The organism is Paenarthrobacter sp. PH39-S1, from assembly GCF_030063245.1.
GTDB lineage: Bacteria > Actinomycetota > Actinomycetes > Actinomycetales > Micrococcaceae > Arthrobacter_M.
Map to the genome: position 1 here is coordinate 85861 of NZ_JASISR010000013.1, position 18109 is coordinate 103969.

Sequence of the window (18109 nt, forward strand, 5' to 3'; positions counted from 1 at the left end):
CCGCCGGCAGGGGTGTCAGCTGAGCAGGAGGGCCCTGTGTGCTTCACGCCGTTTCGCCTGCTCCGCCGGATCCGGCACCGGCAGGGACGCGATCAGCCGCTTCGTGTAGTCGTCCTGCGGACGGCCCATCACCTCGCTGCCGATCCCTTGCTCCACCATCTTGCCTTTATACAACACGCCAACCCAGTGCGAGAGGATATCCACCACGGCGAGGTCATGGCTGATGAAGAGCGCAGCGAACCCGAACTCGGCCTGAATCTCCTTGAACAGCTCCAACACCTTGGCCTGCACCGAAACATCCAACGCCGACGTGGGCTCGTCGGCGATCAGCAGCTTCGGGTTCAGCGCCAGCGCCCGGGCCAATGACGCGCGCTGCCGCTGGCCGCCGGAGAGCTCGTGCGGGTACCTGTCCGCGTAGGACTTGGGCAGCTGAACCGCCTCCAGCAGTTCGGCAACACGCTTGTCCACGTCCGCCGGTGACCGGTCTTCGTGGATCAGGATCGGTTCCGCGACACATTCACCGATGGACAGCTGTGGGTTGAAGGAGGCCGCAGGATCCTGGAACACGAAGCCGATCTCCTTGCGCAGCGGCCGGAAGCTCCGCTCACGGAAATTGAGCATTTCGTAGCCGAGGACCTTCAGCGATCCGCCCGTGGTCTTGTTCAGCCCGGCGATGGCCCGCCCGATGGTCGTCTTCCCGGAACCGGACTCCCCCACCAGGCCGAAGACTTCACCGGCGGAAATGCTGAAGTTCACGCTGTCGACGGCCCGGAACGCCGGAGTACCGAGCCGGCCAGGGTACTCGATGACCAGATCCCGGGCCTGCACAAGCACCTCCGAATCCTGATGCGCCCGCTCCGTCAGCCCCGCCGAGGCGGAATTGCGGCCCAGATGAGGGACGGCCGCCAGCAGCTTCCTGGTGTAATCCTGTTTCGGTGAGGCGAAGAGCGTTATGGCGTCGGCTTCCTCCACCACATCGCCCTGATACATCACCACCACCCGGTCCGCAAGATCCGCCACCACGCCCATATTGTGCGTGATCAGGACGATTGACGTGCCGAAGATGTCGCGGCAGTCCCGCAGCAGCTCCAGAATTTCGGCCTGGACGGTGACATCCAGCGCCGTGGTGGGCTCATCCGCGACAATCAGCCCGGGATTGAGCGCCAGCGCCGCGGCAATCACCACCCGCTGTTTCTGCCCACCGGATAACTGGTGCGGATAGTAGTCCACCCGTTTTTCCGGCTCCGGGATGCCCACCTTGCCCAGCGCCTCGATGGCCCGGGCCCGGGCCGCCTTTTTGCTGACCTTTCCGTGCGCGCGCAGCCCCTCGGCAATCTGCCAGCCGACGGTGAACACCGGGTTCAGCGCCGTGGAGGGCTCCTGGAACACCATGGCTACCTCCTGACCGCGGATCTGGCGCAGGTGCCGCGGCGTCACGCTGATCACGTTGTTGCCGCTGATCAGCACCGCCCCGGAGCTGATGGCCGTCTCCGGCAGCAGCCCCAGGATGGTTTTCGCGGTAACCGTTTTGCCCGATCCTGACTCACCGACGATGGCGACGATTTCGGCGGGCGCTACTGTGAGGGAGACGTCGTCGACCGCTTTGACGTCGCCGGTGTCCGTGGCAAAGGTGACCTTCAGGTGCTCAATGCTCAGCACCGGGCCGTCCGTCACGTCGCTAACCTCATCCAGCTGCTCTGCATGGCGTCTCATACCGTTACCTCGTTCTCAGGGGTGCTGTTCGCGGTGGGGCCGGCTGTGGCAGTGGGAGCCGTTTTGCCGGCACGTCGGCGGCCGCGCAGCCGTGGATCGTTCAGATCGTTCATGCTCTCGCCCACCAGGGTCAGGCCCAGCACGGTGAGAACGATGGCCGCTCCCGGGAAGACACCCGTCCACCAGATGCCGGCGGTGGTATCGGAGAGGGCCTTGTTCAGGTCGTAACCCCACTCGGCGGCGGAGGACGGTTCGATCCCAAAACCCAGGAATCCGAGGCCTGCCAGGGTCAAGATGGCTTCGGAGGCGTTCAGGGTAAAGATCAACGGCAGTGTCCGGGTGGCGTTCTTGTAGATGTGCCGGGCCATGATCCGCACTGATGAGGCGCCCACCACCATGGCTGATTCCACGAACGGCTCCGCCTTGAGCCTGATGGTCTCCGCCCGGATAACGCGGAAATACTGCGGGATGAACACCACCGTAATGGAGATGGCCGCCGCCATAATGCCCCCGAGCATGCTGGAGCGGCCCTGGCTGATCGCAATGGACATGACGATGGCAAGCAGCAGGGTGGGGAAGGCGTAGATGGCATCCGCGATCACGACCAGGATCCGGTCCAGCCAGCCGCCGATGTAGCCGGAGACCAGACCGAGGGCGACGCCCAGGAAAATCGACAGAATCACGGCAACGACAATGACGAGGACCGCGGTCTGCGTCCCCCAGACCACTCGGGAGAGCACATCGTAACCGCCCGACGTCGTGCCCCACAGGTGTGCGGACGACGGCGGCTGCTGGGTGTCGAAGTGCTGGGCAAAGCCGTAGGGGGAGATCAACGGTGCCAGCGCCGCCGTCAGAAGGAACAACGCACTGATGATCAGACCGGTGACCAACATGCCGCGCTGCAGCCCCACGCTCTTGCGCAGGTGGGAGATCACGGGCAGGCGCTGGATAAGGGAACCGTCTTTTCTGCTCATCTTCAGTACCTCACTCGCGGGTCGATCAGGGCGGCGACGACGTCCACGACGAAGTTGGTCAGCGCCACTATCACTGCCAGCAGGACCACGATCCCCTGCACCGCAACGAAGTCGCGCGCCGTGAGGTACTGGGCCAGCTGAAAGCCCAGGCCCTTCCACTCGAAGGTCGTTTCCGTCAGCACGGCGCCGCCGAGCAGCAAGGCGATCTGCAGGCCCATCACGGTGATGATGGGAATCAGCGCCGGCTTGTACGCATGTTTGGTCACCAGCCGGAATTCCCGGATACCGCGGGACCGGCCTGCCTCGACATAGTCCTTGCTCAGCGTGCCGATCACGTTGGTCCGGACCAGGCGCAGGAAGACGCCACCGGTCAGCAGGCCAAGCGCGATGGCAGGCAGTACGGCGTGCGCCATCACATCTCCCAGCGCAGCCATGTTGCCGCTGCGGATGGCATCAAGCCAGTAAATTCCCGAGGGATTCGCCAACGCCGTCAGGGCGATCTCATTGCCCGATTTGGCCCGGCCCGCGACGGGCAGCCAGCCCAATCCGACGGAAAAAATCAGCTTCAGCAGCAGGCCGGCGAAGAAAACAGGGGTCGCATAGGAGAGGATGGCGAAGACCCGCAGGACCGCGTCGGGCCATTTGTCGCGGTATTTGGCGGCCACCATGCCCAGCGGAATGCCGATGATCAACGCCACCACCAGTGAGTTGATCGCCAGTTCCAGGGTCGCGGTCCCGTAGGTCGCGAGCATATCCGTGACCTTGAGGTTGTCCGAGATGGTGCGGCCGAAATTGCCCGTAGCGATCTGACCCAGATATTCGGTGTACTGCACCAGGATGGGCCTGTCATAGCCGGCCTCGTGGATCCTCGCCTGCAGGGCGTCGGGTGGGAGGCGCCCACCGAGCGCCGCGGTGATCGGATCGCCGGTGATCCGCATCAGGAAAAAGACCATGGTGATCAGGATGAAAATCGTGGGGAAGATCAGGAAAAACCTGACGACCAAATATTTGCCAAGCCCGCCGCCGGTTTTGGATCTCTTGGCAGGAAGAAGCCCATCTTCCTCTTGCGGCGGTGCGTCAATCAACGTTGTCATAACTACCCAGTTCTGTTGTGTCCGCCTGCCCGCGGCGGTCCGCCTCTGCGGAGCTCCGGCTCTCATGCCAGGAGGCGGGGCGCCGGTAGGCGCCACGCCGGCCCTCATGCAAGGAGGCGGGGCGCCGGTGGCCACCCCGCCTCCCCAACCGGCAGTCCGTACTTTATTTCAGGGTTTATCCCTACCAGGGACTATTTGGACAGCACGCCCAGACGGAACTTGAACGATGCGTCCAACGTGCTGGCGACACCTTTAACGTCCTTGCCCGATACCGCGACCTGTGCGCCCTGCAGCAGGGGCAGGGTGGAAAGATCCTTGGCGACATCCGTCTGGATCTGCTCGATCATTTTCTGCCGCGCTGCCTTGTCGACGGTGGTGACCTGCTCGCTGATCAGGTCCGCGACGGCGGGGTTGGCATAGTGGTTCTTCAGGAAACTGGAGGCATCCCCGGCGAAGAACGGGGTCAGGTAGTTGTCCGCGTCCGAGTAGTCCGGGAACCAACCCAGCTGGTACAGCGGGTAGGCGTCCTTGACCCGGTCTTTGGTGTAGGTGACCCACTCTGTGGACTGCAGATTGACCTTGAACAGCCCGGTCTTCTCCAACTGGTCCTTGACCGCCGCATACTCGTCTCCGGACGAGGTTCCGTAGTGGTCCGGGTTGTACTGCAGGTTCAGGGACACGGGGGTGCTGACGCCGGCATCGGACAGCGCCTTCTTGGCCTTATCCGCGCTGGGCTTGCCGCTCCCGTCGCCGTACATCTCCTTCAGCGGCTCGATCGCTCCGGCAAAGCCCTGCGGGACGTAGGAGTACACCGGCAGGTAGGTGCCCTTGTAGACCTGGTCTGCAATCGCCTGCCGGTCAACGGAGTCCGCCACGGCCTGCCGGACTGCCAGGGACTTCGCGGGGTCCGCCTCGGGCGTGGTGGCACCGAACGGCATTGTGTTGAAGTTGAAGACGATGTAGCGCAGCTCACCGCCGGGGCCGACATCGACGTTGACCTTGTTGGAGCTCTTTAGGCTGTCGATGTCGGTGGCCGTCAGGCTCCGGGATGCCACATCGACATTGCCCTGCTGTACATCGAGCTTCAGGTTGTTGGAATCCGCGTAGTACTTGACCGTGACGTTGTCCGTCGCGGGCTTGCCCAGCAGTCCCTTGTAATCCGGGTAGGCCTTGAAGCTGATCAGTTCGTTCTTTTTGTATGTCTCAATGGTGTACTGGCCGGCGAACGCCTTCGCCGCGATGATGTCCTCATCGTTCATGACCTTGTCCGCCGGGAACACCTTGTGGTCCACAATCGGTCCGGCAGGGCTGGACAGCACCTGGGCGAAGGTCTGGTCGTTCCCCTTCTTGAGGTTGAAGACCACGGTGGTGGGATCGGGAGCGTCCACGGTGGCCAGGTTGCCCAGCAATGCGGCGGGACCGTTGGCATCATTGATCTTCAGCTGACGGTCAAAACTGAACTTCACGTCGGTGGAATCAAGGGTATCGCCGTTGGCCCACTTGAGACCGGATTTCAGCTTCACGGTGTAGGCGGTAGGCGTGGTGAACGACGCCGACTCCGCCATGTCCGGCTGTGGATCTGCGCTGCCGGGCTTGGAGTTGAGCACAAACGGGTAGATCTGGTTCATCACCATGAAGGAACCGTTGTCGTATGAACCGGCGGGATCAAGGAAGGTCACCTTGTCCGTGGTGCCGAAGGAGATGGGCGCCCCGCTGGAGCCTGCCGTGTTGCTTGCGGAGGTACCGGCAGTGGGTCCAGTGCAGGCAGTCAGTGCCAGCGCGGAGACTCCGGCGAAGGCCATGAGGTAGCGCAGGCCTATCTTTTTCTTAGCCATGTGGGATCTTTCTTGTCGGAAGTGCAATGCGCGGCCCAACACCTTCGTGAGGAATTGCCTGTGAGGGAGCGCACAATCGTGATCCCTCGTTTCTACCAGACCGGAAGGAGTTTTTCCCCCAACAACAAAAGTTGCAACCAGATGGTTATCCTCGCGAAGCAGCGCTGGCTGGCGAGCCACAGGAAATGCGGTCCTCAACTGCGGACAACAGCTGCCAGGACGGAGTCCCCCTGATTGTCCTGCCGGGCTGGCCGGAGGGGCGGGCTGGCCGGAGGGGGGCTGGCCGGAGGGGGGCTGGCCGGAACCGTCGATTCTGGATAGGGTCGCAGGAGACATCGAAGCGACAGACTGGGGCCGGGGCCACCAGCCGAGCCGACCCGAAAGTTGGAAGTCCCATCAAGAAGAAACAGATCTTCACGGTCGGCCATTCAACGCATCCGATCGAAGAGTTTGTCGCGCTGCTCAAATCGCACGGAGTCGAAATGGTGGTGGATGTCCGCACCGTGCCCAGGTCCCGCCACAACCCGCAATTCATCTCGGAAGCACTGGCCGCAAGCCTTCCGGAGAACGGGATCGCATACCATCGATTGGAAGCTCTCGGCGGCCTGCGCCACGCCAGGAAAGACAGTGCGACCGGAATCAACGGCGCCTGGCGCAACGCCTCATTCCGCGGCTACGCGGACTACATGCAGACCAATGAATTTGCCGCGGGCCTCGAAAAGCTGATGACAATGGCGGACAAGGCTCCGACAGCCGTCATGTGCGCGGAAGCCGTTCCTTGGCGCTGCCACCGGTCACTGATCGGTGATGCGCTGCTGGTGCGCGGCATCGAAGTGCTGGACATCATGAGCGGAAAATCCGCCAAACCGCACACCTTGACCTCGTTCGCCCGGATCGAAGGCACCACGGTGACTTATCCCCCGGAACAAAATCCCGGCTAGCCGACATCCCCGGCCGGACTCTGCCATGCCGTGGATATGGACAAGCGCCAGGGAAATTCCCACGGCACCCGTCCCAATCACCGGCACAAGAGCCTCCTCAGGCCGGACCCGGCCGTTAACATCAGGCTAGAGCGCCGGTCGGGCCAGCGAGCGCGCCGTATCGATGGTCGCCTGGCCCAGCACACGGGTTCCCTGATACAGGACGACCGTCTGTCCCGGGGAAACCCCGCGCAGCGGCTCGATCAGCGTCACCAGCAGCTCCTCACGCAACCCGCCGTCGTCGTCGGCCGTCACTTCGACGCACGCACGGGCCGGAACGGGGTCGCCATGCGCGCGGACCTGCGCGTAGCAGTCAAATTCCTCAGATACCGACCCGCACGTTGTCCCGTCAGCCCGTGTCCGCGCTGGCTCATGCCCCACGGGCTCATCCCCCACCGGGTCGACCACGGAACGTGGCTCAGCCACCGGGCCGGGAACGGCCGCGGGGATCGGCACGCCGGCCCAGGACAGCTTGATGCCGCGGATCTCGTCGACCGCCAGCAACGCCTGCGGCCCCACCACCACCTTGTTCTCCTTGGGCCGGATCTCCAGCACAAAGCGCGGCTTCCCGTCCGCGGCCGGTGTGCCCAGCTTCAGGCCGCGGCGCTGGCCCACGGTGAACGCATTGGCGCCGGGGTGCTCGCCGACCTTGGTCCCGGACTCGTCGACAATGTCCCCGGTGCTCATCTCGATCTTCTCGGCCAGCCAACCGGCCGTGTCGCCGTCGGGTATGAAGCAGATGTCATGACTGTCCGGCTTCTTCGCCACGGACAGGCCACGGCGTTCGGCCTCGGCACGGACCTCGGCCTTGGACGGGGTGTCCGCCAGCGGGAACATCGAGTGCTGGAGTTGCTCATGGGTCAGCACACCGAGCACGTAGCTCTGGTCCTTGGCCCAGTCCGCGGCGCGGTGCAGCTCCTTGTTGCCGTTCCCGTCGTCGACCACTTTGGCGTAGTGCCCGGTGCAGACGGCATCGAAGCCCAGCGCGAGGGCCTTCTCCAACAGGGCGGCGAACTTGATCCGTTCGTTGCAGCGCATGCAGGGATTGGGGGTACGGCCGGCGGCATACTCGTCGATGAAGTCCTGGACCACGTCCTCCTTGAACCGCTCGGAGAAGTCCCAGACGTAATACGGAATGCCGAGCTTGTCGCAGGCGCGCCAGGCGTCGTTGGAGTCCTCAACCGTGCAGCAGCCGCGGCTGCCGGTCCGCAGGGTTCCGGGCATGCGGGAGAGTGCGAGGTGAACGCCGACGACGTCGTGCCCGGCGTCAACGGCCCGCGCGGCCGCTACGGCCGAGTCCACTCCCCCGCTCATGGCGGCTAGTACTCGCATTAGGTCCCTCTCAATTGGTGGTTCGGTGCTTGAGCCGGTCGAAACCGACCGCGGCCGGGCGTTGTTGCGGTCATTGGGTCATGACCAGTGCTCGCGGCCATTGGGTCCCGGCCAGCGGTCGCAGCCAGCGGCAAAGTGGCTCACCGCTGGGTGCTGGCTGTTTGAATATTCGACATATGGGAGGCCATGCCGGCCTGTCTTGCCCGCGCATAAGCGTCCGGCAGGGCGGCTATGAACTTTTCAACGTCGACTGGGACCGATGTATGTCCCAGGCTGAAGCGCTGGGCACCGCGGGCCGTCTCCTCGCTCAGGCCCATCGCCAGCAGCACATGCGAGGGCCGGGGAACGCCGGCGGTGCAGGCCGAGCCGGTGGAGGATTCGACGCCCGCCATGTCGAGCAGGAACAGCAGCGAATCGCCCTCACAGCCGGGAAATGTGAAGTGCGCGTTGCCCGGAAGCCTGCCTGCCGGGTTCCGGCCGGGGTCGGTGCCGCGGAGCACGGCATCCGGGACGGTGGCCCGCACACCGGCGATCAGCGCATCGCGGAGGGCAGCGATCCTGGCACTTTCCGCGGCCAGATGCCCGACGGCGTCCTGGGCCGCCGCCGCGAAGGCAGCGATCGATGCGGTATCCAGGGTGCCGGACCGAACGTCGCGCTCCTGGCCACCGCCGTGCTGGACCGGCACCAATTTAACCGCACGACCCAACAACAGGGCGCCAACCCCGACGGGTCCGCCGATTTTATGGCCGCTGACGGACATCGCCGCGAGTCCCGAGGAGTCGAAGCCGACCGGGATCGAGCCGAAGGCCTGTACGGCATCCGAATGCACCGGAATGCCGTGCCCGGCTGCGAGCGCCGTTACCCCCGCGATCGGCTGGACCGTGCCCACCTCGTTGTTGGCCCACATCACGGTGACCAGCGCCACGGACTCCGCGCCGCCGTCGAGCTCTGCCTTCAACGCATCCAGGCGGAGCACGCCGTCGCCGTCCACCGGCAGCCAGACCACCTCCGCGCCCTCATGCTTTTCCAGCCATGCCACCGTGTCCTGCACGGCGGCGTGCTCCACGGAGGAGACCAAGATCCGCGTCCTGGCCGGATCCGCAGCACGACGGGCCCAGAAAAGCCCCTTGACGGCCAGGTTGTCCGCCTCGGTCCCGCCGGACGTAAAAATGACCTCGGACGGATGGGCACCGGCGGCCGCGGCCAGGGTTTCCCGGGCCTGCTCCACCACGGCCCGGGCACGCCGACCGGAGCCGTGCAGCGACGAGGGGTTGCCGCTGCGGCTGAGTTCGTGGATTAGTGCGGCCAACGCGGGCCCGGAGATAGGCGTGGTTGCCGCATGGTCAAGATACACGGGCATCGGACAATTCTACCGCGCCGCTGGAGGGTCCGTTGCGGAGGGACTCAATGCCCCGCTGCAGCGCGAGTGCGTTCCGGCCCGATCCGCGCAGGCCCCGAAGGCTGCGTAACACAGTGCGCGCATCGAGGTCGGGAGGGGTCACGGAGTGGTCAGGGGCTGCGCCGCGGGATGCGGGCGCAGCAGTACGGGCCGTCCGGATCCGGCTGCACCTGGTGCACGCTGTCGGCACATCCTTGCAGTGCGCCCGTGAGCAGCGCCCCGTTGAGTCCGCACACCACCTCCGTGTGGCTTCGGGCCAGCCGGTGAAACGGGCAGTTGGACAGCAGATAACCGCCCTGCCCATCCGGCTCCGGAGAGTAGCCGGTCTGCGTCAGCATCCCCTCGATCGTCCCGGCCGCGGCACCCAGACGGCGCCCCGTGTCGAAGGCCACCTCCGAGAGGGCCTCGCGGACGGGTGAGCCGTCCGCGTCCGATTTATCAATGGCGGCGGCCATCAGCCCCGCCGCCAGATCATAGGCGCGTTCCGGCACCGACGCCGCGACCTCCGGCCCCACCACATGGTACAGCTTCGCCGGCCGACCGGACCCAGGCCCGCTGCGGCCGCCGCGCTTGTGGTACTCCACACTGAGCACGCCACTGTCCACGAGCCTTTCCAACTGGACGGCGACGGTGCTGCGCGGAATGCCGGCGGATCCGGCCAGTTGATCCCGGCTCAGCGGTTCCGGACTGTGGCGCAGCAGTTCGTAGAGAGACCTTCGGACGGGGTCCCCGAGCGCGGCCACGGCTTGGAGCCGACCGTTCTGATCCAGTTCCTGCATGGCACGCCCGTCTGCGTTGGTAACATCCTTGACATTCCGAGTGTGCGCTTCTAAAGTCAAAAATACAAGATTTAGAAGCCCCCAGGTATCAGAAGGGCAAGGCATCATGTTGACGCAGACGAATGCGGCCAGTCGGCTGCTGGAAACCGAGGATTCATTTGAGGGCGGCTTTTTGGAGTCCGCGCCGGTCAGGATCGGCGCCGGCGCGCTCGGAAGGGGTTTAATCGAAGGGGATGCCGGCGCGGTCGAAGCTCCGGGCCGCTCTCCTGGTACCGTCGATCTGCCAGCCGCCGAGCGTGCCATCGCCGATTTCCTCCGTGCGCTGGGCCGTGACGTCCGTGAACCGCATCTGGCGGAGACTCCACGCCGGGTGGCAGGGGCCTTCCGCGAGATGCTCACCCCACGGGAAACCAACTGGACCACCTTCCCCAACGACGGGGGTTACCGCGAGCTGGTCCTGGTGAAAAACATTCCCTTCCACTCCCTCTGTGAACACCACCTCCTGCCCTTCCGCGGCGTCGCCCACATCGGTTATCTGCCCGGAGACCGTCTTTTAGGCTTGTCGAAACTGGCGCGCGGGCTGGAGCTCTTCGCCCGGGATCTGCAGGTTCAGGAACGGCTCACCACGCAGGTGGCGGATTGGCTGCGGGAGACGCTGAATCCGCGGGGTGCGGGCGTTGTCCTGGAGGCCGAACACCTGTGCATGTCCCTTCGCGGAGTCCAGAGCAGCGGCACCGTGACCCGCACGTCCACGTTCTACGGCGAGCTGGGCGCGGCCGGCCCGCTGCGCGACCAGTTCCCGAACTAGCCGACTTCCCGCAGCTTACCTTCGTTCGAAACGAGCAGATCATGACAGACCCCGCCAGCTCCGCACACCCCGCTGATCCAGCAAATCCCGCTGATCCAGCAAATCCCGCTGATCCAGCAAATCCCGCCAGCAGCCAAGTCACGGTCCCCGCAGGCGCCCCCGCGCACAGCTCCAGCGGCCACAGCTCTGCCGGACACAGCTCCGGTGGCCGCGACACGATGGTGATCATTGGGGCGGGCCTGGCTGGTGGCACCGCCGCCACGACTCTACGCTCCGAAGGCTTCGCCGGTCCAGTGATCCTGGTGGGGGCGGAGGGCAGGGTTCCTTATCTGCGTCCGCCGCTGTCCAAGGGCTTCCTCGCCGGCAAGGACAGCGAGGAATCGCTGCTGGTGAATACGGACGCTTGGTATGCCGACAACAAGGTGGAGCTGATCCTCTCGGATGCCGCCGTCGCCGTGGACCCTGAGGCCCACACGGTGACCCTCGCCAGCGGCCGGGTGCTCAGGTACGCCAAGCTGCTTCTGGCCACCGGAGCCGCCCCGCGCGTGATCCCTTTGCCGGGGGTCGAGCTGAAGGGTGTGCAGTATTTCCGCACCCATGCCGACAGCGTCCGCCTGCACAGCGAGCTGGCCGGCGGCGGCCGTCACCTGGTGCTGATCGGCTCCGGCTGGATCGGCATGGAAGTCGCCGCCACCGCACGGGAACTGGGCAACGAGGTCACCCTGCTTGGACTGGAGGAAGTCCCGCTGAGCACCGCCATCGGGGCAGAACTTGGACGGGTCTTCGCCGGCCGGCAGGAGGAGGCCGGCGTGCACTTCCGGCTGCCGGCCTCCGCGGGTGCGCTTAAGGGCGACGGCGACGGACGGGTCAGTGCCGTCGTCACCAGCACCGGCGAGGCGCTCCCGGCGGACCTGGTGGTGGTCGCCGTCGGCGTGGTCCCCAATACCGCCCTCGCCGTTGCTGCCGGACTGACCGTCAGCAACGGAATCGTCACGGACGCCGGGCTGCGCACCAGCGCGCAGGACATCCTGGCTGCCGGGGACGTCGCTAATGCATTTCATCCCGTGACCGGCGTTCACGCGCGCAGCGAGCACTGGGCCAACGCGATAGCCGGCGGAAAAACCGCGGCCAAATCCATGCTGGGTCAGGACGCCGCACTCGCGGAGATCCCTTACTTCTACACCGACCAGTTTGATCTGGGCATGGAATACTCCGGCTACGCCGCACTGACCAAGGACGCCGAGCTCGTCATCCGCGGCAGCCTGGAGAAGCGCGAATTCATCGCCTTCTGGGTGCTCGCCGGTAAGGTGGTGGCCGGGATGAATGTCAACGTCTGGGACGTTCAGGATGCCATCAAGGAGCTTATCAGCAGCGCCCGTCCTGTCGACGCTGGGCGTCTGGCTGACCCGCAGATTTCCCTGGACGCGATGTGATGCGGATGGCCGCCCCCTCCGACGTGGCCCGGGCAGCTTCCGCAGCGGCGCAGCCCTTTTACGACCCGCCGCTGCTGTACCCGATCCACGGATTCGGCGAACGGATCCTCGACTTCCGGCGGCAGGTGGCCGTGATGGCGATCATCAACCGGACCCCGGATTCCTTTTACGACGGCGGACGGACGTTCGCGCTGGATGCGGCGGTGGCCGCTTCGCTGCAGGCCGTCCAAGACGGCGCCGATTGGGTGGACATCGGCGGAGTCCCGTTCTCCCCCGGGCCGGCGCTGAGCGCGCGGGACGAAGGGGAACGCGTAATCCCGGTGATCGAGGCCGTCGCAGCCCGCAGCGATGTGATCATCTCCGTCGATACCTTTCTGCCGGAGGTCGCGGAGCTGAGCATCGCCGCCGGCGCCCATGTCATCAATGACACCACCGGCCTGCAGAATCCGGAACTGGCCGCCGTCGTCGCCGCCAGCGAAGCACATCTGGTCATCACCCACAGCCTGGCCCGCCCGCGCACCGTGTTCCCTCGTCCGGAGTATGCGGATGTGGTCTCTGAGGTTGCCGATTTTCTGCGGAGGAAAACGGAGTACGCGCTGGAGCTGGGCATCCGGCCGGAGAAAATCCTCATCGATCCCGGCCACGATCTGAACAAGAACACGATGCATTCCCTGGAGCTCACACGTCGGTTCAGGGAAATCGCCGCCCTCGGATTCCCATCGCTGGCCGCCGTCTCCAACAAGGACTTCATCGGCGAGACCCTCGATCAGGAAAAACACGACCGGACGGAGGGATCCTTGGCGGCCGCGGTGATCTGCATTCTGGGCGGAGCCCGGGTGGTGCGGATGCACGATGTCGCCGCCGCGCATTCCGCCGTTAGGTTCACCGAGTCGGTGCTCGGTTGGCGCAGCCCAGCGTATCAAAAACACAATATGGGCCCGAGCAATGAAACGGTGGTTCCATGAGCGACGCCACGACCGGCCCGATACACGGCTCGATGGACGGCCCGGCCAACGGCGCCCCGGCCGGCGGAACTGCCGGCGCGCCGATCACCCCGATTTTCCCTCACCCGTCCGGTGCGGCAACGGACGCCGAGCTGCTGAGCTGGTACGCCGGACCGCCGGAGGGTGGCCCGGACAGGGGTGCGCCCCGCGTCAGTTTCAATTTTGTCTCCAGTCTGGACGGTGCGGCCACGGTTGACGGGCGCTCCGGAGGCCTGGGTAGCGCGGCGGATCAGCGCATCTTCAAACTGCTGCGCCGCCACGCGGATGTGCTCCTGCTGGGCGCCCAGACCGTCCGGGCCGAGGGCTATGCCGGTGAACTGCTCGATGACGAAGCGCAGCGCTGGCGTGTGCGGCACGGCAAACCGGCACATCCGTCCGTCGCCATCGTGTCCGGGTCGCTGCGGCTGGACCCTGAGAGCAGATTCTTCACCGCCGCTCCCGTCCGCCCGCTGATTTTCACCACCGGGGCTGCACCCGCCAGCCGCCGCCGGTCCCTTGAGGCAGTGGCCGACGTGGTGACGGCCGGAGCGCAGGTGCTGGACGTGGATGCGATCATCGACGAACTGACTGCCCGCGGACTGCCCGGGATACACTCCGAAGGCGGCCCGCACCTGTTCGGTTCGTTCCAGGAAGCAGGCCGCGTCGACGAGCTGTGCCTGTCGCTGTCCCCACTGCTGGTCGGCGGGCAGGGGCCCCGGATCAGCGCCAGCATCGCCGGAGTCAACGGAACGGCGGCGGCCGCACCGGAAAAGATGCGGCTGGCGCATGTGCTCACCGGCGGGGACATGCTGTTCCTGCGCTACCTTAGAGGCTGAGGATCCCTTCCAGTGGCAGGGCAGCCACGGACAGCCCCGCCACAAACAGCGCAGCCACAAACAGCGCAGCCACGGACAGCGCAGCCACAAACGCAGGCACCGGTGAAGGAAGCACGCACTCGAACAACGCCTCGATAGAATTGCCGGACGCACTCATCGCCGACACGGAAGGGCCCCTCAGTGAGCGAAAAGTTCCTCACGCACTATCAGGTGCTCGGGATCCCGGCCACGTCGACGGAGCGGGAGATCAAGGCCGCGTACCGCAAGGCCGCCCGGCGGGCACATCCGGACCATGGCGGCGATCCCGCGGCTTTCCTGCTGGTCACGGCGGCCTATGAAACGCTGATCGATCCGAAGCGCCGGGCCGCCTATGACCGCTCCTACGGTGCCGGCTCGCAGCGCCAGCCCGGCTGGTACCAGCACTCCTCGCCGCCGGGATTCCGCACCCACTCCCGGACCGCGGATGCTTTCAGCACCGGCACCGGCGCCCCGCTCCGCAAGCCGAAGGTTTCTGCCGCCGATCCCGCGATGTACGTTCCGCCGTTCACGGACCTCCCCGCGGGAGCGGAACCGCTGCTGCCGCTTTCCCGGGCGGCCCAGCAAGTCCATGGCGCTCCACGCAAACGCGGGCTGTTCGGTGCGCAGGCCCGGCTGGCGCGGGAGGCGAGAACCATCGCGCTGGCGATGCAGCAGATCCTCCCGCACATTCCGTCGTCGAGGATGGTCAACGGGCTGACCTCTCCCGCGGACAACGGCTATATCGACCACGTTCTGCTGGCCGGCTATCGGATGGTGCTGATCGGATCGATGCTGCTGCCCGAGGGCGCGTACCGCTTCAACGGGACCTCCCTGCTGCACGGCGGAAAGACTGTCGAGCCGCCTCGAATACTCCCCGCGGTGCGCGCCATGGCGCAGCTGTTCCCGGAATGCAATGTCACCGGCTGGATCTGCGTCCACAGCCCGGACGGAAACCTATATCAGCCGGTCATCGATTACACGCGCGGCTGTGAACCTGACGGCTCCCACCTGGTCAACGCGGTCAATGGTTCCCGGCTGGTACGCGAGGTCCGGCATTTCCTGGCCGCCGGCCCGGCTCCTAATGTGGTCGATCTTTCCGTGCTCAGCCGGCTGCTGGGCGGTATGTACTGACGCGGTTCCGGAACGCGCCCGACGGCAATGGGCCAGGCAAAGGTGCACATCCGACCGCCCGCGCCGGGAAATGCTCAGACGCGCGAGAGACGGCGGTGTCCAAAGGAAGCGTGCGGCAGACCCGCGGTCCCGGTACCGTACGTCACGGACCGGGGCTGCCGGTCGGCGGCTCATTCGCCGGCGCTGACCCAGGCCCCGGCACAGGCCCCGGCACGGAACCCGGCCCGGAAGTCGTCGGCGCCGGGGAAGCGGACGGGGCCGGCAATGGCGGGGACACCGGGGTCGACGGCGTTCCCGTCGCCGTTCCGGCGGGAGCGGACTCCGTCGCCGTTGGGGGCGTCGGACTCGACGTCGCCGTGCTCGGCACGGGTGCAGGCACGGGTGCGTGCGACGCCGGAACCGCCGGCTGCGGCTGATCCGTGCCGACGCTGCCTGCAGGGACGGGACGGACAAAGAGGTACAGGACCAGCACCCCCATGAAAAGCAGGGCCAGCAGTATTGTCGAGGTCCGGAGCCGGCCGCCGAGGACCGTGGCGGGCAGACTCCGGGGCATCAGCGTCCCCGGCCCGGGCCGCCTGAAGTGCCCGCCGCGGATGTCCCGTCACCAGTTTCGGTGACTGCGCCGGCTGCACCTGCAGGCGGCCCCTCCCCGGGGGCCGCGGTTGCGGGTATGGCTGCCGCGAGTACCGCAGCCGCGCCGAGGCCCTCCCGGTTGAATGCCATAACCACTCTGGCACGAAGCTCCCGCCCCACCTGGAACTGCTTGCCCGGCAGTGTGCGGGCCACCATTCGCACCGTCACCCGGTCAATTTCGATGCTTTCAACTCCCATCACGGTCGGCTCGTCAAGGAGCAGCGGCCGCAGCTGCTCATCCGCGAAGGCGGCCGAGCCCACGCGCCGCAGCACGTCGTTGGCGTGCAGCACATCAACACCGGCGGGAAGCGGAAAATCCACCACGGCCCGGGCCCAGCCACGGGACAGGTTGGTGACCTGGGCCAGCTGACCGTTCGGAACCACAACGACCTCTCCGTTGACGGTCCGCAGCCGGGTGACCCGCAGCGACACATCTTCGATGGTCCCGGTTGCGCCCTCGGCAAATCCCGCCGCCGAGATGCGGACCAGGTCACCAAAGCCGTACTGGCGTTCGGCAATAATGAAAAACCCGGCAAGGTAATCACGCACCACCTGCTGCGCGCCGAATCCGATGGCCGCCGCGATCAGCGCGGTGGGCGCAGCAAGGCTCCCGATCGGGATGCCAAACCGGGCCAGGACCAATAATCCGGTGATGAACCAGACCAGCGCAATGCTCAGCCAGACGAGGATCTGCGCGATCGAATGCCGGTACTTGCTCACCTCGGAGCGCACCAGGTCATCCGCGTCGGGCGAAACCGCGTCGATCCGGTCGGTGATTCCGTCGCCGGACCAGGTGATGAAGCGGGCCAAGAGCATGGCCCCGAGAATCAGCAGGACGATTTCCAGACCATTGCTGCGGATCCAGACACCAATGTCCGCGAGCTGCGCTTCCATCGTCGCCGTCATCGCTGATTCTCCGCCTTGACCCGGTCAGTAGCGGAAGACGGCGGCGACCGGGCCGCCGCCGGGCAGATCGCCGTCGTCGACCGTATGCACCTGCCCACCTCCGGACAGCGTGCCGACGGCGGCCAGATCCAGCTGCTCGCAGGAGAGGTACTCAGTGTCCTGCCCGAGACTGATGACCGCGGGACTGTCCGCGCCGATGCGCTGCCAGCAGCACGGATCCAGGAAAAGCGTTTCCACGCGTCCGTCCACCGCAGCCTGACCGATCACCTCCCCGTCCATCGAAGCCCGGCCGGTGCCCTGCAGCTGCCCGAACCCGTCGATCGCCCTCCGCTTCAGCCCGCCCAGATGCTCTTCGATCACCGGCCATGCCGCTGCGTGGAGCTTCTCGTCGGAAAGCTGATCGGGGTTTTGCCGCACCGCCCCTACCACGTGCGGGTAGGTCCGCACTTCGCGGTAGATCCCGAGCATTTTTTCCAGCCCGACGACCACCATCGGCAGATCCAGCTCCGCCAGAATGTCATGCAGTCCCTTTCCCACGAGCTGCAGGAACCGCCGCACCTCATCGGTCTTGAAATCGTCGTCAGTGCCGCCATGGCCGAAGAAGACTGCTGCCCCGGAGGGACCGCCGGACAACGAGCGCGCCACCGTGCCCGAGCGGGGCTCCCGGGGTTCCGAGACATCGCGGAGGCTGACGGGAATTTCACCGAGATCCATGTTCGAGACCCGGTCCCGGGTTCCCTCCAGCAACCGGATCTGGCGCTGGCTGATGGTCAGCAGCAGGAAGCCGCCATCACCGGAAATAACCGGCAGCAGCGGACTTATAATGAAGCGGTCCCCTACGGTTGCCAGCTCCGGCACATGGACCGGAACACGGAATTCGCGGTGCCAGCCCGGACGCAGGAAAACCGCCAGACCCTCGCTCATGTACTGCCAGGCCCTGCCGTCCTCGTGCAGCGCCCATGCCGGGGCAAGAAGCTCGTCAATTTCGGGCTTGCGCAGGCCCTTGTCCGTCAGCGCCGAGGTCACACCGGCCACCAGGTTCTTCCAGCTCAACGGATCGGCTTCCATGCCGCTGCCGGAACGATGCGTCGGCATGTAAAGAGACACGTAGATGCCGCCCTGATCGTGCCCGCTGAGCTCTTCGAGTTGGGTTCTGGTCAAATGATCCATCTTGTCCTCCGCATCATTCCTGCCCGGGACGAAAAGCAATAACGTCCCATGCCACTGACCCTAGCCACGACCAACGGCCAAGTA

General features: G+C 65.8%; 17 protein-coding genes and 1 pseudogene. 7 read left to right on the top strand and 11 right to left on the bottom strand.

Annotated features, from left to right (window positions below):
• Positions 1-15: 15 nt before the first annotated feature.
• The 4 genes from QMG52_RS10240 to QMG52_RS10255 form a co-directional block, all read right to left on the bottom strand.
• Positions 16-1713, bottom strand: a complete 1698-nt coding sequence (locus QMG52_RS10240; RefSeq protein ID WP_283560307.1) for an ABC transporter ATP-binding protein — start codon at positions 1711-1713, stop codon at positions 16-18.
• Positions 1710-2687 carry an ABC transporter permease gene (locus QMG52_RS10245; RefSeq protein ID WP_283560308.1) on the bottom strand — a complete coding sequence of 326 codons (978 nt, stop codon included), beginning with the start codon at positions 2685-2687 and terminating at the stop codon, positions 1710-1712. The genes QMG52_RS10240 and QMG52_RS10245 overlap by 4 nt, the downstream gene beginning before the upstream one ends.
• Positions 2688-2689: 2 nt before the next feature.
• On the bottom strand, positions 2690-3781 hold the full coding sequence (locus QMG52_RS10250; RefSeq protein WP_283560309.1) for an ABC transporter permease: 1092 nt from the start codon (positions 3779-3781) through the stop codon (positions 2690-2692).
• A gap of 191 nt (positions 3782-3972) precedes the next feature.
• Positions 3973-5616: an ABC transporter substrate-binding protein gene (locus tag QMG52_RS10255; protein ID WP_283560310.1), complete on the bottom strand. Its 1644-nt coding sequence runs from the start codon at positions 5614-5616 to the stop codon at positions 3973-3975.
• A gap of 440 nt (positions 5617-6056) precedes the next feature.
• Here QMG52_RS10255 and QMG52_RS10260 point away from each other — a divergent pair, with 440 nt between their 5' ends.
• Positions 6057-6557: a DUF488 domain-containing protein gene (locus tag QMG52_RS10260; protein WP_283560343.1), complete on the top strand. Its 501-nt coding sequence runs from the start codon at positions 6057-6059 to the stop codon at positions 6555-6557.
• A gap of 126 nt (positions 6558-6683) precedes the next feature.
• Here QMG52_RS10260 and mnmA read toward each other — a convergent pair whose 3' ends face one another.
• The 3 genes from mnmA to QMG52_RS10275 form a co-directional block, all read right to left on the bottom strand.
• On the bottom strand, positions 6684-7928 hold the full coding sequence (gene mnmA / locus QMG52_RS10265; RefSeq protein ID WP_283560311.1) for a tRNA 2-thiouridine(34) synthase MnmA: 1245 nt from the start codon (positions 7926-7928) through the stop codon (positions 6684-6686).
• A 140-nt stretch (positions 7929-8068) separates the two neighbouring features.
• Positions 8069-9289, bottom strand: a complete 1221-nt coding sequence (locus tag QMG52_RS10270; protein WP_283560312.1) for a cysteine desulfurase family protein — start codon at positions 9287-9289, stop codon at positions 8069-8071.
• Positions 9290-9438: 149 nt separating this feature from the next.
• Positions 9439-10107, bottom strand: coding sequence for a helix-turn-helix transcriptional regulator (locus QMG52_RS10275; RefSeq protein WP_283560313.1), 669 nt, complete (start codon positions 10105-10107; stop codon positions 9439-9441).
• A gap of 106 nt (positions 10108-10213) precedes the next feature.
• On the opposite strand from QMG52_RS10275, the gene folE reads away from it, so the two are divergent.
• The 4 genes from folE to QMG52_RS10295 are packed head-to-tail and all read left to right on the top strand — an operon-like array spanning position 10214 to position 14167.
• On the top strand, positions 10214-10915 hold the full coding sequence (gene folE, locus QMG52_RS10280; RefSeq protein ID WP_283560314.1) for a GTP cyclohydrolase I: 702 nt from the start codon (positions 10214-10216) through the stop codon (positions 10913-10915).
• Between the two features lie 41 nt (positions 10916-10956).
• A complete protein-coding gene (locus tag QMG52_RS10285; protein ID WP_349361691.1) occupies positions 10957-12348 on the top strand; it encodes an NAD(P)/FAD-dependent oxidoreductase in 1392 nt (463 codons plus the stop codon).
• Complete coding sequence (gene folP / locus QMG52_RS10290; RefSeq protein WP_502920496.1) at positions 12348-13313, top strand: dihydropteroate synthase; 966 nt, start codon at positions 12348-12350, stop codon at positions 13311-13313. Before QMG52_RS10285 ends, folP begins: the two co-directional genes overlap by 1 nt.
• Positions 13310-14167: a pyrimidine reductase family protein gene (locus QMG52_RS10295; protein ID WP_283560316.1), complete on the top strand. Its 858-nt coding sequence runs from the start codon at positions 13310-13312 to the stop codon at positions 14165-14167. The genes folP and QMG52_RS10295 overlap by 4 nt, the downstream gene beginning before the upstream one ends.
• Here QMG52_RS10295 and QMG52_RS10300 read toward each other — a convergent pair.
• A complete protein-coding gene (locus QMG52_RS10300; protein WP_283560317.1) occupies positions 14157-14333 on the bottom strand; it encodes a hypothetical protein in 177 nt (58 codons plus the stop codon). The genes QMG52_RS10295 and QMG52_RS10300 overlap by 11 nt on opposite strands.
• 14 nt (positions 14334-14347) lie before the next feature.
• Here QMG52_RS10300 and QMG52_RS10305 point away from each other — a divergent pair, with 14 nt between their 5' ends.
• On the top strand, positions 14348-15316 hold the full coding sequence (locus QMG52_RS10305) for a J domain-containing protein (RefSeq protein WP_283560318.1): 969 nt from the start codon (positions 14348-14350) through the stop codon (positions 15314-15316).
• A gap of 95 nt (positions 15317-15411) precedes the next feature.
• Complete coding sequence (locus QMG52_RS10310; protein WP_283560319.1) at positions 15412-15732, top strand: hypothetical protein; 321 nt, start codon at positions 15412-15414, stop codon at positions 15730-15732.
• A 38-nt stretch (positions 15733-15770) separates the two neighbouring features.
• Here QMG52_RS10310 and QMG52_RS22230 read toward each other — a convergent pair.
• From QMG52_RS22230 to QMG52_RS10320, 3 genes and pseudogenes are all read right to left on the bottom strand, one after another.
• Positions 15771-15869: pseudogene (locus tag QMG52_RS22230) on the bottom strand (Rv3103c transmembrane domain-containing protein); the annotation flags it as partial.
• Positions 15869-16855: a mechanosensitive ion channel family protein gene (locus QMG52_RS10315; protein WP_283560320.1), complete on the bottom strand. Its 987-nt coding sequence runs from the start codon at positions 16853-16855 to the stop codon at positions 15869-15871. The pseudogene QMG52_RS22230 and the gene QMG52_RS10315, both read right to left, overlap by 1 nt.
• A gap of 24 nt (positions 16856-16879) precedes the next feature.
• A complete protein-coding gene (locus QMG52_RS10320) occupies positions 16880-18016 on the bottom strand; it encodes a baeRF3 domain-containing protein (protein ID WP_283560321.1) in 1137 nt (378 codons plus the stop codon).
• Positions 18017-18109: the final 93 nt, after the last annotated feature.

Excerpts from the sequence above, each read along its gene's own strand:
- QMG52_RS10240 (WP_283560307.1), bottom strand. The coding sequence starts at position 1,713 with ATGAGACGCCATGCAGAGCAGCTGGATGAGGTTAGCGACGTGACGGAC.
- QMG52_RS10245 (WP_283560308.1), bottom strand. The coding sequence starts at position 2,687 with ATGAGCAGAAAAGACGGTTCCCTTATCCAGCGCCTGCCCGTGATCTCC.
- QMG52_RS10250 (WP_283560309.1), bottom strand. The coding sequence starts at position 3,781 with ATGACAACGTTGATTGACGCACCGCCGCAAGAGGAAGATGGGCTTCTT.
- QMG52_RS10255 (WP_283560310.1), bottom strand. The coding sequence starts at position 5,616 with ATGGCTAAGAAAAAGATAGGCCTGCGCTACCTCATGGCCTTCGCCGGA.
- mnmA (WP_283560311.1), bottom strand. The coding sequence starts at position 7,928 with ATGCGAGTACTAGCCGCCATGAGCGGGGGAGTGGACTCGGCCGTAGCG.
- QMG52_RS10270 (WP_283560312.1), bottom strand. The coding sequence starts at position 9,289 with ATGCCCGTGTATCTTGACCATGCGGCAACCACGCCTATCTCCGGGCCC.
- QMG52_RS10275 (WP_283560313.1), bottom strand. The coding sequence starts at position 10,107 with ATGCAGGAACTGGATCAGAACGGTCGGCTCCAAGCCGTGGCCGCGCTC.
- folE (WP_283560314.1), top strand. The coding sequence starts at position 10,214 with ATGTTGACGCAGACGAATGCGGCCAGTCGGCTGCTGGAAACCGAGGAT.
- QMG52_RS10285 (WP_349361691.1), top strand. The coding sequence starts at position 10,957 with ATGACAGACCCCGCCAGCTCCGCACACCCCGCTGATCCAGCAAATCCC.
- folP (WP_502920496.1), top strand. The coding sequence starts at position 12,348 with ATGCGGATGGCCGCCCCCTCCGACGTGGCCCGGGCAGCTTCCGCAGCG.
- QMG52_RS10295 (WP_283560316.1), top strand. The coding sequence starts at position 13,310 with ATGAGCGACGCCACGACCGGCCCGATACACGGCTCGATGGACGGCCCG.
- QMG52_RS10315 (WP_283560320.1), bottom strand. The coding sequence starts at position 16,855 with ATGACGGCGACGATGGAAGCGCAGCTCGCGGACATTGGTGTCTGGATC.